This is a genomic window from Methylocaldum sp. GT1BB, from assembly GCF_051027545.1.
In the GTDB taxonomy this organism is placed as follows: domain Bacteria; phylum Pseudomonadota; class Gammaproteobacteria; order Methylococcales; family Methylococcaceae; genus Methylocaldum.
The window spans coordinates 1,109,547-1,124,091 of sequence record NZ_CP194902.1 but is presented as its reverse complement, the minus strand read 5'-3'; the positions used below and the strand labels follow the sequence as shown (position 1 = coordinate 1,124,091).

The 14,545-nt window shown below is 57.1% G+C and carries 15 protein-coding genes; 10 read left to right on the top strand and 5 right to left on the bottom strand.

What is annotated here, in order from left to right:
* Positions 1-19: 19 nt before the first annotated feature.
* The gene (gcvH, locus tag ACR2TX_RS06255; RefSeq protein ID WP_086133035.1) at positions 20-406 is read right to left on the bottom strand and encodes a glycine cleavage system protein GcvH; all 387 of its coding nucleotides are present in this window, start codon (positions 404-406) and stop codon (positions 20-22) included.
* A gap of 118 nt (positions 407-524) precedes the next feature.
* On the opposite strand from gcvH, the gene ACR2TX_RS06250 reads away from it, so the two are divergent.
* From ACR2TX_RS06250 to ACR2TX_RS06205, 10 genes are all read left to right on the top strand, one after another.
* Positions 525-986, top strand: coding sequence for a hypothetical protein (locus ACR2TX_RS06250; protein WP_086133036.1), 462 nt, complete (start codon positions 525-527; stop codon positions 984-986).
* A gap of 379 nt (positions 987-1,365) precedes the next feature.
* Positions 1,366-2,034 (top strand): ABC transporter substrate-binding protein, encoded by a 669-nt coding sequence (locus tag ACR2TX_RS06245; RefSeq protein ID WP_133716318.1) that lies wholly within the window; start codon positions 1,366-1,368, stop codon positions 2,032-2,034.
* A 354-nt stretch (positions 2,035-2,388) separates the two neighbouring features.
* Entirely contained in the window at positions 2,389-2,577 is a 189-nt protein-coding gene (locus ACR2TX_RS06240; RefSeq protein WP_077728326.1) for a hypothetical protein, read from the top strand.
* Between the two features lie 115 nt (positions 2,578-2,692).
* A complete protein-coding gene (locus tag ACR2TX_RS06235) occupies positions 2,693-3,265 on the top strand; it encodes a hypothetical protein (protein ID WP_347257436.1) in 573 nt (190 codons plus the stop codon).
* A gap of 802 nt (positions 3,266-4,067) precedes the next feature.
* Entirely contained in the window at positions 4,068-5,042 is a 975-nt protein-coding gene (gene hflK / locus ACR2TX_RS06230; protein ID WP_347257437.1) for an FtsH protease activity modulator HflK, read from the top strand.
* Positions 5,043-6,023 (top strand): protease modulator HflC, encoded by a 981-nt coding sequence (hflC, locus tag ACR2TX_RS06225; RefSeq protein WP_077728323.1) that lies wholly within the window; start codon positions 5,043-5,045, stop codon positions 6,021-6,023.
* A gap of 127 nt (positions 6,024-6,150) precedes the next feature.
* On the top strand, positions 6,151-6,960 hold the full coding sequence (locus ACR2TX_RS06220) for a M48 family metallopeptidase (RefSeq protein WP_240506764.1): 810 nt from the start codon (positions 6,151-6,153) through the stop codon (positions 6,958-6,960).
* A gap of 94 nt (positions 6,961-7,054) precedes the next feature.
* Positions 7,055-7,465, top strand: a complete 411-nt coding sequence (locus ACR2TX_RS06215; RefSeq protein WP_434131561.1) for a YkvA family protein — start codon at positions 7,055-7,057, stop codon at positions 7,463-7,465.
* Between the two features lie 55 nt (positions 7,466-7,520).
* Positions 7,521-8,621 carry a YkgJ family cysteine cluster protein gene (locus tag ACR2TX_RS06210; protein WP_347257438.1) on the top strand — a complete coding sequence of 367 codons (1,101 nt, stop codon included), beginning with the start codon at positions 7,521-7,523 and terminating at the stop codon, positions 8,619-8,621.
* A gap of 155 nt (positions 8,622-8,776) precedes the next feature.
* A complete protein-coding gene (locus ACR2TX_RS06205; protein ID WP_077728320.1) occupies positions 8,777-9,262 on the top strand; it encodes a hypothetical protein in 486 nt (161 codons plus the stop codon).
* Between the two features lie 43 nt (positions 9,263-9,305).
* On the opposite strand, the gene glmS is transcribed toward ACR2TX_RS06205, so the two are convergent.
* From glmS to atpD, 4 genes are all read right to left on the bottom strand, one after another.
* Positions 9,306-11,138: a glutamine--fructose-6-phosphate transaminase (isomerizing) gene (glmS, locus tag ACR2TX_RS06200; protein ID WP_077728319.1), complete on the bottom strand. Its 1,833-nt coding sequence runs from the start codon at positions 11,136-11,138 to the stop codon at positions 9,306-9,308.
* 3 nt (positions 11,139-11,141) lie between these two features.
* Entirely contained in the window at positions 11,142-12,512 is a 1,371-nt protein-coding gene (gene glmU / locus ACR2TX_RS06195; protein WP_434131558.1) for a bifunctional UDP-N-acetylglucosamine diphosphorylase/glucosamine-1-phosphate N-acetyltransferase GlmU, read from the bottom strand.
* A 165-nt stretch (positions 12,513-12,677) separates the two neighbouring features.
* Positions 12,678-13,100, bottom strand: a complete 423-nt coding sequence (locus ACR2TX_RS06190; protein ID WP_077728317.1) for a F0F1 ATP synthase subunit epsilon — start codon at positions 13,098-13,100, stop codon at positions 12,678-12,680.
* Between the two features lie 19 nt (positions 13,101-13,119).
* Positions 13,120-14,502 (bottom strand): F0F1 ATP synthase subunit beta, encoded by a 1,383-nt coding sequence (atpD, locus tag ACR2TX_RS06185; protein ID WP_077728316.1) that lies wholly within the window; start codon positions 14,500-14,502, stop codon positions 13,120-13,122.
* Positions 14,503-14,545 lie beyond the last annotated feature (43 nt).

Genomic DNA, 14,545 nt, shown 5'->3' with positions numbered 1-14,545 from the left:
GATAAAACAAACGAACCGTTTAGTCGGCCTCAGCGTCTGCTTTATAAGCTTCGGCATCCAAAAGGGTGTTTAGTTCTGAAAGATCATCCGCCTTGACGCAGAACAACCACGCGGCATAGGAGTCTTGGTTGATCGCTTCGGGAGCATCCGACAATGACCCGTTGACCTCGACGATTTCGCCGGATACCGGGCTATAGATGTCCGAGGCGGCTTTCACCGATTCGACCACGGCGCATGCTTCGCCCGCCTTAACCCGCCGGCCGATTTCCGGCAGCTCGACATATACCACGTCGCCCAATTGCTCTTGAGCGTAGTCGGAGATGCCCACGCGTACATTCCCGCTCTCCTCCGGTTTCGCCCATTCATGGGTTTTCGCATACTTCAAATCGTCCGGCAGTCTGCTCATCGTTCTATCCTATTCACCCTAAATAACCGACACTCCGGTCAAATTACGGGAAAACCACGCGATGGTAAAGGGCACCCTATACGCCCGCCATGATTGAACGAAAAATTCCGGGATTGCCATGGCGCAAAGCCAAGGGCTCGCAGTCACGTGGTTAACGTCGGTAGCGATTATGTGGCCGAGGATTACGAAATGGCACACCGGAACCATAAGGCCGCCGTTCCCAGTGACGGAAAGGCTTATTGAACCGATGAGGCTGTCTGTCACGGTACTGAAAAGGTTTATCGAATCGATCGGGCCGTTTGTCGCGGTACTGGAACGGTTTATCGTAGCGATAAGGCCGTCTGTCCCAGTAGTAGGGGCGATGATAACGATCGAACCCATAAAAACGCCGGTCATAGCCATAGGGTCGCCGGTACGTGTAAGGGTAGGCGCCGTATCCGTGGAAATAGCTATAAGGATAATAATCGTACCGGTAGTAAGGACTCGGATATCCCGCGCCGATGCCCGCCCGATAATGAACACCTGCGCCGCAGCCGCTCACGAGCGCACCGATGAACGCGAACAGCAGGATCCGAAGTAATCGACAGGGCTCTTTGAAGCAGACATCCATAAGCAGCGCACGCCTATGAGCAGTCAGTGTCACAGTTTTGATATCGACCTATTAGACTCCTCTCGCACCAAAAAATCATGGGTGCAAGGATTATTTCCTTCGTGATCGGGTCGTACTTTAAACGTCAGAGCTGAAAAGATTTGGCACAGTGAATGCTTAAAGAACAGCGATGCCAGCTACGACAAACTACCGGTATACCGGGGAACAAAACCATTACCGCCGATCGGATAAGCCGGTATCATTTTGCTGTTTGTTCTGGACTCCGAACCCCGAGAAATCAGCATGCCGCCCGAAAAATTCGGAACGCTCGCTGAATGTCTTTTTTATATTTTGTTTTATGAGCTAGCCGATGACTTTTCAATTTACCTCAACAGGCAAAGCCCTCCTGGCTTTGTGCTCGATTTTTCTTGGGTTCCTCCCGGTTGTGACCGGTGCTGAAGCCCTGCTTCCACCCCAGCAAGTCATTCAGAAAACGTCCGATGAGGTAAAGCAAGCCTTACGGGAATACGACTATAAGCTCGACGTTCCCAGAGCGACGCGCATCGTCAAGGAGATCCTGGAGCCCCATGTCGACGTCGATCGCGCGGCCCTGCTCATTCTAGGCAAGCACTGGCGAACCGCCACTCCACAGCAGCGGGAACGTTTCAAAAACGAATTCCGTATGCTGCTCATTCGCACTTACACCGCGGCATTCACCGAATATAAGGACTGGGACATCCGCTATCTGCCGCTTCAGACACCGCTAGCCGACAAGAAAGCCGTCATCAAGACCGAGATTCTCCAGCCCGGCGCAAAACCGGTCGCCGTGGACTATCGCATGGTCGACACCAATGGCGCATGGAAAGTCTATGACGTGCTGATAGAAGGCATCAGTCTGGTGCAAAACTATCGCACGACGTTTAGCGAGGACATTGCCCGGACCGGCTCTTTGGACAGTGTCATCGACGAACTGAGCAAGCGCAACGCTGAAGGATCAAAAGCCTCGATAAACGGCGCTGCCCGTTCCCCGGCCACCTAGAACTGCTTTCCCGCTTACGCGGGTGTCGCGTTGCGCGATGCCCCCCTTGTCGCCCAGGAGAGACATCTCTGCCGGGCGACTTCGATCTTAAGTCAGCCGATCGGGGTGGCTTGCGACAGCAAGGCGAAGGTAATCTCCCGCCAAGGACGGACCGCCATCGATCCTGATACCTGAGCGCCAGCACGCTTTGTAAGCCTGGCTCTTGGGTAATTTCTCACAGAATCACATCTCGATTCTTTCTATCGTCTCGATCTGGCTTGGGGAAACGGTCGCACGCGTATTTTTTCCGTCGGACTCACTGGAAAAAAAGCGATCTCAAGCCCCTCCCTAAGTTTCTTTCGAGTGTTCCCCATTATGAATACTTACGACGTTTATCTTTATCTCGATGGCCGTACCGAGGTTATCAAGATAAAGGCACCAACCAGCCTTGAAGCCAAGGCGATAGCGGAAACCCGATTGGGAATCGCCGAGAGAGGATTCGACCAAAACAGGCATGTGTTTGCTGTAAGCGAGAGAGAAAATCAGAATTTTGGCCGGGAATAGTCTCTCCCATTCGATCTCTTCCCTAGAAATATTATCGAGTCGATCATATTATCGCTTCGGGCGCCGATCCGTGTTCGGCACCTTAACCAATCGCTAATATAAAGGAGATCTCTCGATGAAAACGATAAGATTGATGACCCTGTTCGGTTCCGTGGCATCGATGATCCTCGTGTCCTCCCCAAGTTGGGCCGAAACACCGAACTATCTGAAAGTGAAACAAGCGGAAGTCGAATGGGAAAACAAGAGCAAAGGGAAGGTTCTTGACGTGGAAATTGAAACATCGGCCGCCGTGCCTATGGACGGCAAGGCAGGCGCATTCGGTTATGGCGCCCTGACCGACGGCACCAACAACGTCCTGGTCCTGGTTACTCATTTGCCCATACAGGACAGCACGCACGTAGATCCCAAGAGCGGGTTTCACGCCCACGTGCTCGACCTGAAGAAACCCACAGCGGCCTGCGACGGAGCCACGCTCGAGGTGGATCTTGAGAATTCCGGAAACAATACCGGCTTCGACGCCAATTACACCTGGTCGATCAAAGGCACCAAGATCAAGATAGAGGGTGTTCCGGTAACCGATCTCGGCGATGCAGGTGTGGAAAATCTGGTGAGCTTTTCCATCAAGCCAGTACTAGACGCGCAGCAAAATCCGACCAATCTCTGCGTAACCGTAGCCGAACAGATCTAAATCAATCGTGTACAGCCGGCGGCGCTCAAATGTGCCGTCGGCGGTTTGAAATCAGCCTGTCAACCTCGATATGGTCGATAAGAAGGCTCGTTCAAAAGAAAGCCCCGGTAGACCGAGGCTGTTAAAGGTGAGGTTAAGAGGAGAGTCGATTATTACGCTGTAAAGGATTTTAACCTACCTATCTTATTACATACAAGACTATACATTGGTATCGTTATTCTATTTAAGAATAACAAAACTCTCCCTTTCTGACGCTCTCTAATTCGATCGGCCTCAGATGAGGCAAAGCCGACCTCCTGCACAACACGGTACCATGCTTTCCCAGTCCTAAAGAGCTCAACGCTTCGTTCCCCCGGCTCATCGGAAAATGCTCGGCCTGCGGGGCTATTCCATGCAGTGCGGCAAAATCCAGCATCATATTGTTGATCATCCCCGTGAGCCGGCAGGCGAGCCGGACACGCTTTTTTGCCCCGGGATCAGGCTCGTCTTGATTACTTGAATCGGCTCCAAAACGGCGCCCAGGCGCGAATTGCGTTCAGGCTTCCTTCCACGAAATCGTTAACGAGGATGACCTCCCGAATGACGGGCAACAAGAACTCTGATGCTGAATCAAACCGTCCGAATCATTTACTTTTTGCCGAACTGCACCGGCTTAAGTTTCAGACAAATTGAGACTTCGCATCCGGGGAAAGCTTGTGATGTGGCATCCACATGCACGCGTTATAGGGCTATCCTTGAGCTGTTCCATATCGCTAGAGTTTGCCGGACTACGGCTTAATATGTTTTTCAAAGGAAGAACTTCGTGAGTAACGTAAAACCTTTGTTCGGACGTTTTTCCGGCCCGCCGCCCATCTCCCTGCCGCGAATCCTCCTGATTCTATTGCTCATCGTCTTGGCATGGACCTCGTACTACACAATACCGGCGGAATCGGAAGGCATTGTGCTCCGGTTCGGAAAATACATTCTTAAAGTGCCGCCCGGCCTGCATTTCAAACTTCCGTTCGGCATCGACAACGTGATCGAGGTGCCGACCCAGCGGCAACTCAAGCTGGAATTCGGTTTGGTCACACCCGGCTACACCCACCCGGATCAGGTGGGCAAGGAGCCGGAAAAGGAAAAATCCATGGTGACCGGAGACTTGAATGCGGCGCTCGTCGAGTGGGTCGTGCAATACCGCATCACCGAACCCGAGACTTACCTCTTCGCGGTGCGTAATCCGGGACTGACCCTGCGGGACCTCTCCGAATCGGTCATGCGGGAAGTCGTAGGAGACCGGACAGTCGACGAAATCATTACGATAGGCCGCCAGGAAATCGAGGAATCGGTCCTCGATCGGCTGCGGGAATTGGCGGGCCGTTACCGCCTCGGCGTTTCCGTCAATCAGGTGCAGTTAAAGAACGTCAATCCGCCGGAACCCGTGCAGCCCTCGTTCAACGAAGTGAATCGGGCGCAGCAGGACCGGGAGAATGCCATCAATCTGGCCAACGGCGAATACAACAAAGCCGTGCCCCGCGCCCGCGGCGAGGCGGATCAGAAAATCCGCGCAGCCGAAGGCTACCGGTTCAAGCGGATCAACGAGGCGGAGGGCGATGCCGCCGCGTTCAGCGCCGTTCTCGAGCAATACATCAAGGCGCCGGAGATCACCCGGGCGCGTCTTTACCTCGAAACGCTGGGCGACGTTCTTCCCGAGGCCAAGCAATCGATCATCGTGGACGAATCGGTACAGCAGATCCTGCCGATGCTTCCCTTACCCGCACGGCTGCCGGAGGAAAGATAAATGAGCTTGGCTAAGACTCTCGCGATTCTTCTCGCGCTCTTGGCGGCTGCATTGGTACTGCTGTCCGCATTCACGGTCAACGAAACCGAGCAAGCAATCGTTACCCAGTTCGGCAGGCCGGTCCGCGACCCCATTACCGACCCCGGTCTACATTTCAAACTGCCTCTCATCCAGCAGGTCACCCGTTTCGACAAACGTTATCTGGCCTGGGACGGGCCCATGGTGGAAATGTCAACCAAGGACAAGACCTATATTCAGGTGGATACCTTCGCGCGCTGGCGCATCACCGATCCCATGCAGTATTACCTTCGCCTGCGGGACGAGCGGAGTGCCCAGTCGCGTCTGGAAGATATCTTGGGCAGCGAGACGCGCACGGCGATAGCCAGGCACGAACTGATCGAGGTGGTTCGCACCGACAAAACGCGTCGACCGCTGCAGGATGAAAGCGTCGCAGGCGCGCTATCGGCAGTAGGCGGGCTTGGCGTTTTGCGTCCGATCCAATACGGTCGGCTGGAAATCGAAAAAGGCATCTTCAACGCCGCCGCTCCGAAACTGGCCGAGTTCGGCATCGAGCTTCTGGACATCCGGCTCAAGCGGATCAATTACAATCCGGGCGTGCTCGAGCGCATCCACCAACGCATGATCAGCGAGCGGCTACAGATTGCCCAGCGGTTCCGATCCGAAGGCGAGGGTGAAGCCGCGCGCATTTCCGGCAACAAGGACCGCGACATCAACGAAATCGAATCGGCCGCCTACAAACGGGTTCAGGAAATTCGCGGCGAGGCGGATGCCAAAGCGACGGAGATCTATGCCAGGGCATACACGCAGCGCCCCGAGGCGGCCGACTTCTACCGTTTCTTGAAGAGCCTCGAAACCTATCGCAAGGTCATCAACGGCGAATCTACGGTCGTTCTTTCGACCAACAGCGATCTTTTTGCCTTGCTCAAGCGCATCGAGCAAAAAGGGCACCGTGACCAATAGCGCCACTGCATGGCCAGGCCGTTCGGCACGGCTCGTCGGAAGCTCTCGACCGGAACCAGCCGAATCTTTCGTCGATTTCGGCGTCAAATCGGGGGTATCCGGCGCTATGTCGAGGCAAAGTCACTTGGTGAATCGCTTCCTGGCTACTCTTCTTGCCATCCAGCTTTCTGTCGGAATCGCCGGCTGTGCGACCAATCCCATCACCGGCCGCAGTCAGATCATGTTGGTCAGCGACAACAAGGCCGCCCGGTACTCCGCACAGGCTTACGACCAATTGCTGCTGAATGCAGAAAAACAGCAGGTCCTAGACGAAGATCCCGCCACGGTCAATCGGGTTCGATCCATAGCACAGCCGTTAATTGCACAAGCCGCAGCGCTGCGTCCGGAGACCCGCCACTGGCAATGGGAGGTGCACGTTCTGAAAAGCGATCAAGTAAATGCCTGGTGCATGGCCGGTGGCAAGATCGCCGTATACACGGGACTGCTTCAGAAAATCCGTCCCACGGACGACGAACTGGCTCAGGTTCTGGGACACGAAATCGCTCACGCCTTGCTCTCGCACCAGGCCGAGAAAATGTCGCGCCTTCAGGTTCAAAAGCTTGGCTTGGGCCTAGGCGTTCTGGCCGGGGCAATCGCTGGCTATAACTTGGGCGGCGTGGCCGGCCTCGCCGATACCGTCGCCACCGTCAGCTTGCAGTTGCCCAACAGCCGCAAGGCCGAGAGCGAGGCGGACGCGGTCGGCATCGAGCTCGCCGCCAAAGCGGGATATGATCCTTTTGCCGCTATTTCCCTCTGGGAGAAAATGATCAAAGTCGGAGGCAGCGGCGGTCCGGACTGGCTCAGCACTCACCCCAATCCCGAACAACGCCTACAGAGCATGCGGGTAAAGGCTCAGCAGTTGATGCCTGTTTATGAAGCCAATCGCCGCGCGCCCTGAACCGGTTGTCGGATCGCTTGCGTAGCGGCTTTTAAATCGGCATGCTCGCTGCGAACGGAAGAACGGCAACCCGCCTTTGCACAATTCTTTTCCAATGCCACTTTTGATCGAGCTTAAGCAACGCGCCCGTCGCCTCAAAGCGGAGGCTTTCGCGCTGTATCTGGCCGCCCGTCATCCAGGAACGCCCTGGTATGCAAAGCTTCTCGCGGCCGCGATCGTGGCTTATGCGTTCAGCCCGGTCGATCTCATCCCGGATTTCATCCCCGTGCTGGGATATCTCGACGATCTAGTCTTGATTCCGCTGGGACTGGCCTTGGTGATTCGATTGATTCCATCCGCGGTACTCGCCGAATGCCGATCCGCGGCTGCAGACGCATTCACGCCCGGCAACAAACCGGTGAGTTATGCGGCCGGAGCCTTTATCGTCATGATTTGGTTGACGCTGGCCGCTCTAGGGATGATCTGGCTTTACGGTGTGTTCGCGGATGCGCCGGTCTCGCCTTGAAGACGGACAAGGTTCCACCTGGTAATATCGGCGACCCGATTTGCCGGCATCCGACATGACCGAGTTCCTCCGCTGCCCGACCCATCGTTACGACGACCCGCTCGCGCTGGTGTGGATTGCCTGCGCCGAACGCGTGGGCTTTCGCATCGAACGCACCCCGCACGCCTACGCCTCGACCGATGGGCGCGGCACGATCTTCATCGGCACCGACGACATCCTCGACCCTGACGATTCGCTCGCCCAGATGATTCTTCACGAGCTATGTCATGCCCTGGTCGAAGGGGAAGCCGGCGAAAGACAGGTAGACTGGGGGCTAGTCGGCAGCGGCGGCCGAAATCCATGGCGCGAGCATGCTTGTCTGCGGCTGCAAGCCTATCTGGCCGATAGCGTGGGCCTGCGGGATTTCTTCGCGCCGACCACCGATTTCCGCGTAAGCTTTTGGGAGTCGCTGCCCGCCGATCCATTCACGGCGTCGCCGAAAGAGGGAGGGCGCCGCGAGCGTAGCTGTGTCGCCGCACGCCTTGCCGCTTGGCGGGCATCGCAGCACCGTTGGGCGCCGCACCTCGACGAGGCGCTCGCCGCCAGCGCGGCCATTGCGGCTTTAGTTCCCCGTGTGAAGCACAACGCTAATGCTGGCCCAGACGCCTGCGGCGAAAGCGCGATGCCTTCGCTGTGGACGAAGGCGGCCGAACCACCCGCCCGGCATCCGGCGGGGCACGCGCCCATCGCGGCGTATCATAGCGGCCGCGGCTGTACCGGCTGTGCCTGGGCGTTCATCGAGCGCCGGGGATTGCGCTGCCGGCATGCGCCCGGCGTCCGGCTGCCAAGCGATGCGCCGGCGTGCTCGCGTTTCGAACCGGCCGACGAGCTCGATTGCCTTACCTGCGGCGCGTGTTGCCGCGAGGCTTATGATTCGGTCGAGATCTCCAAGCGCGAGCCGGTGATCAAGCGCCATCCGACCCTCGTCATCATTCACGATGCCCGCAGCAAGCTGCGGCGACACGGCTCGCGCTGTGCTGCGCTGTCCGGAGGCGGCACTTCCACCGAGAGCTACGCATGCGTGATCTACGACGACCGTCCAAGAACCTGCCGCGACTTTACCCGCGGCAGCGGAAACTGCCTCGATGCGCGCCGCAGGGTCGGTCTTTCGCTATGAATGACCGGTCCCTGCAATAAGCCGATCTGAAACCTGCCCAGCGGCATGAAGTCTTAATTTAAACGGGGCTAACCGCTGGCGAGAAGCTCATCGTAATGGTGCCGCGCTCGGTTTCAAGCGGGATACGGGAATCATTATTCAGGAGGAAACCTGTTATGGCTTATCACGATACGCCCATAGACACTGCGACACGGGGATTGTTCGGTTTTGTCGCGGGCTTTTTCGCCACACTGATTTTCCACCAGCTCACATTGGCGCTGCTTTGGGCCGTCGGTCTGGCGCCTTTCGCACCGTTCTCATTGGCGCCAACCTCGCCGTTCGGCATCCCGGCCGTGTTCTCGTTGGCCTTCTGGGGCGGTGTCTGGGGTTTTTTGTTTGCGCTGGTAGAACCCCGGTTTCCGCCGCCTCCCGGCTACTGGGTGACAGCGTTCCTGTTCGGCGCCATTCTGCCGTCGCTGGTGGCGCTCTTGGTGGTATTTCCGCTCAAGGGCCGGCCCTTGGGAGGCGGCTGGCACCCTCCTTTGCTCGCGACGGCGTTCCTGATCAATGGCGCCTGGGGGCTCGGCACCGGCTTGATCTTCAAATTACTCGCCACCCGCTGGCGTGGATTACGTGCCAGCCCTGCGGACCACCATCCGTAGTTCGGAACGTCCGTTCTGAGGACTGATAGTCACGCGATCCGGTTCACTCGACAGTGACGGATTTCGCCAAGTTGCGCGGCTGATCGACGTCGGTACCTTTGATCAATGCGACGTGATAGGCGAGCATCTGCAAGGGCACCGTGTAGACGATAGGCGCAACGATCTCTTCGGTCTCCGCGACGCGTAACAAATTGACGCCCGGCGCGCTCTCCATGGGCACGCGCACGTCGGCGAAGACGTAGAGTTCGCCGCCCCGGGCCTGAACCTCCTGAAGATTCGATTTGAGCTTTTCCAGAAGTTCGTTGTTCGGAGCAACCGCCACTACCGGCATCTCGGCGTCGATGAGCGCGAGAGGGCCGTGCTTGAGCTCGCCAGACGGATACGCTTCGGCGTGAATATAGGAGATTTCCTTCAGTTTGAGCGCACCCTCCATCGCGACCGGATAATGGGCACCACGTCCCAGATAGAGCGCGTGACGCTTGTCGCCGAAACGTTCCGCCCATTGCTGAATTTCGTCCTCCAGAAGTAAAACTCGCTCGATTTGCTCCGGCAGACTTTCAAGCTCCTTGACGATCCGCGCTTCCTGCTCCTGCGGGAGCCCGTTGCGCTTGCCCAGGGCGACGACCAGAAGGAGCAGGGCGGTCAGCTGGGTGGTGAACGCCTTGGTGGAGGCGACGCCGACTTCGGGACCGGCTCGAGTCATCAGGGTCGATTCGGATTCCCGAACGATCGAGCTTTCCGGCACGTTGCAGATCGCGAGGGTGTGCGCATAGCCGAGCTTCTTGGCCTCCTTCAGCGCCGCCAAGGTATCGGCGGTTTCGCCGGACTGCGAAATGCTGACGAACAGGGTCCCGGGCGGAACTACATTCTTGCGGTAACGGAATTCGCTGGCCACTTCCACGCTGCACGGAAGTCCCGCGATCGATTCCATCCAGTAGCGCGCCACCATGCCGGCATGATAGCTGGTACCGCAGGCGACGATCTGAACCGATTTGATGTGGTCGAACGCTTTCTCGGCATACGGCCCGAAAGCGGCATCGAGCACTTTTCCGGCTCGTATCCGCCCGTCGAGGGTTTTTTCGATTGCCACCGGCTGCTCATGAATTTCCTTTTGCATGTAGTGGCGGTATTCGCCGCGCTCCACGGCGTCGGCCGCCAATTTCGTTTCATGGACGGGCCGCTGTACCGGATTTCCGTGTCTATCGTAAATATCGACCGCTTCCGTGGACAAATCGGCGATGTCGCCGTCGTCGAGGAAAATAAAACGCTGCGTTTCACCGACTAGCGCGAAGACATCGGAGGCGATGAAGTTTTCGCTCTCGCCCAACCCCACCACTAATGGACTGCCGTGGCGCGCGGCGATCAGCCGCTTCGGTTCGTTGATGCTGATCACGCCGATGGCATAAGCCCCTTCGAGCACCTTGCAGGTTTCCTTGACGGCCTCGAAAAGACTCAGACCTTCCTCCAAAAATCCGTGGATCTGATGGACGATGACTTCGGTGTCCGTTTCCGATTCGAAATCGTATCCCTTTTGCCGGAGTTCCTTTCTAAGATCGTCATGATTCTCGATGATGCCGTTGTGGACCACGGCCACGGACTCGCGGCAGATATGAGGATGGGCGTTGCGTTCGGAGGGAACGCCATGTGTCGCCCAACGGGTATGAGCTATGCCGACTTTGCCGTCGACTAAGGAAGTTTCCAAAGCCTTTTCCAGCTCCCTGATCTTCCCTTTTCTGCGTACACGCTGAAGCTGAGCGGAATCGTCCAATACCGCCAGCCCCGCCGAGTCGTAGCCGCGATATTCCAGACGGCGAAGCCCTTCCAGCAGGACGGGGGTAACGACTCTGTGTGCGATGGCACCAACAATACCACACATGACTCAACTCCTTTTCTTGGTGGGTCGCTGCCAACCCTCGATGGTAACTTGGTTCGCTCGGCTGAGGGTCAGGGCATTTTCGGGCGCATCCTTGGTAACCGTTGCTCCGGCACCGATGGTTGCATTCTTGCCGACTCTGACCGGCGCGACCAACTGGGTATCCGAACCGATGAACGCGCCGTCTTCTATGACGGTTTGATGTTTATTGGCGCCGTCATAGTTGCAGGTGATCGTGCCGGCACCGACGTTCACGTCGCGGCCGATGATCGTGTCTCCGATATAGCTGAGGTGATTGACCTTGGAACGACTGGCTATCGCCGACTTCTTGACTTCCACAAAGTTGCCGATGTGGACGTGATCTTCGATCCGCGTTTCCGGACGGATGCGTGCAAACGGGCCGATGCGGCAGCCCTGGCCGATCACGGCATCTTCGATGACGCAGTTCGGAAGAATTTCCACGTCGTTGGCGATCTGGCTGTCCTTGATCACGCAATTGGCACCGATGCGGACGTTATCGCCGAGTTTGATCCGGCCCTCCAAAATGACATTGATGTCGATTTCCACGTCGCGCCCGATGGATTCGATTTCTCCCCGCACATCGAAACGCGACGGATCGCGCAAGGTGACACCGTTCCGCATCAAATCTTCCGCCACTCGTCTTTGGAAAACCCGTTCCAGGTGAGCCAACTGTTCGCGGTTGTTCACGCCCAGCACTTCGTCCGGATCGTGCGGCTGTACCGTTTCCACCCGAACGTCATCGGCAACCGCCATGGCGATCACATCGGTAAGGTAATACTCCCGCTGGGCATTATTGTTTTCCAACCGGCTCAGCCAGGTTTTGAGGTGTCTGCCTTTTATGGCCAAAATTCCCGTATTGACTTCGCTGATCTTACGCTCCTCCGGCGTGGCATCTTTTTCTTCCACGATCCTGACCACTCGACCGCTGCCATCCCGGACGATGCGGCCATAGCCGTAAGGGTCGGCAAGATCGACCGTCAACAGCCCCATCTGATCCGCCTCTGCCAGCGGAATCAGCTTTTCGACCGTCTCGTCGCCGAGCAAGGGCACATCGCCATAAAGAATCAGAACCGTGCGCGCTTCGTCGATGTCGTCCGCAACTTGCATGACTGCATGGCCGGTGCCGAGCTGTTCCTTCTGCTCGACCCAGATGACCTTCAGGTGCTCGAGGCTCTTGAGAACTGTCTCGCCACCATGTCCGTAGATCACAGTGATCTTGTCGGGGCACAACCGGGTGGCCAATGCATATACATGCTCGAGTAGCGTACGGTCGCCGATTTTATGGAGTATCTTGGGAAGGGACGAACGCATACGCGTTCCCTGGCCCGCGGCCAGGATGACGATTTCCAAAGGCATCTTCCGTTTTTCCTTGTTGAAGAAGCGGAAAATAAGGACTGGTTCGACCCGATCGAAAACAGCGACCGGATACTCGTATTTATATTAACGTGAAAAACTAAAAAACCCAGCAAAATACAGGAGCGGCGTGCCCGGTATTTTGCTGGGTCTCGAAAACGGCTGAACTTACGCGCGGCCTTTCCGATATTTCTCCAAGGTTCGAAGCTGCATGACAGCCTCGGCGAGCTGTGCCTGTGCCAGAGCGTAATCGATCTTGCCGGACTTGTCCGACAGCATCTCTTCCGCACGTCTCTTGGCTTCCAGCGCTGCCGCCTCGTCGATGTCTTTGGCGCGAACGGCGGTGTCGGCGAGTATGGTCACGACATGGGGCTGAACCTCGAGCATGCCGCCCGAAATGAAAAACGGATGGACTTCCTGATCGTTAACCTTTACCCGCACCTCGCCCGGCTTCAGCCGGGTGAGGAATGGTGCGTGCCGTGCGGCAATACCCACTTCGCCCATTTCGGCCGGAGCAACCACCAATTCCGCGAGCCCGGAATAAATCTCCGCCTCCGCACTCACGATATCAACGTGGATCGTCATAGCCATAGTGCTTTTTCTCTTTGAATTATGCGGCGCCCCGGTTGGCTTTCTCCAGGGCTTCGTCGATGCTGCCGACCATGTAGAACGCCTGCTCGGGAATATCGTCGTATTCCCCTTCGACGATCCCTTTGAATCCTGAGATCGTATCCTTCAGGGATACGTATTTGCCCGGCGAGCCGGTGAATACTTCGGCGACGAAGAACGGCTGCGACAAGAACCGCTGCACTTTCCGCGCACGGGAAACGGTCAGCTTGTCTTCTTCCGAAAGTTCGTCCATGCCGAGGATCGCGATGATATCGCGAAGCTCTTTGTAGCGCTGCAGGGTGCTCTGCACTTTGCGGGCAACCTGATAATGCTCCTGGCCGACGACGAGCGGATCCAATTGGCGACTAGTCGAATCGAGAGGATCTACCGCCGGGTAGATACCCAGCTCGGCGATCTGACGGGACAAAACCACGGTCGCGTCCAAGTGGGCGAAGGTGGTTGCCGGAGACGGGTCGGTCAAGTCGTCGGCGGGGACGTACACGGCCTGAATCGAGGTGATGGACCCCACCTTCGTCGAAGTAATCCGTTCCTGGAGCACACCCATTTCTTCCGCCAGGTTGGGCTGGTATCCAACCGCGGAAGGCATACGGCCAAGCAACGCGGATACTTCGGTACCCGCCAGCGTGTAGCGGTAAATGTTGTCGATGAACAGCAGCACGTCGCGGCCTTCGTCTCGGAAATACTCTGCCATGGTCAAGCCGGTCAGCGCCACGCGCAGACGGTTGCCCGGCGGCTCGTTCATCTGGCCGTATACCAGCGACACTTTATCGAGAACGTTGCTTTCGCTCATTTCGTGATAAAAGTCGTTCCCCTCGCGCGTCCGTTCGCCGACGCCTGCAAACACCGAATAGCCGCTGTGTTCGATCGCGATGTTGCGGATCAGCTCCATCATGTTTACGGTCTTGCCGACCCCGGCGCCGCCGAACAGGCCGACTTTACCGCCCTTGGCGAAGGGGCAGACCAAGTCGATAACCTTGATGCCGGTTTCCAGCAGCTCATTGGCCGCCGCTTGATCTTGGAAGCTCGGGGCTTTCCGATGAATAGCCCAGCGCTCCTTCTCGCCGATCGCGCCCTTCTCGTCGATCGGATCGCCCAAGACGTTCATGATTCGACCCAAGGTTTCCTTACCGACGGGTACGGAAATCGGAGCTCCCGTATTCGTTACCTTCAACCCGCGCATCAAACCGTCGGTGCTGCCCATGGCGATCGTTCTGACAATACCGTCACCGAGCTGCTGCTGAACTTCGAGCACCAGGTCTTTATCATCCACCTTTAGTGCGTCGTAAACTTTGGGAAGGGTCTCCCGTGGGAACTCCACGTCGACCACGGCGCCGATAATCTGTACGATTTTGCCCGAACTCATGACTGTCCTCGTAAAAACTCTTGCGTTTATTCTGTAACGATTC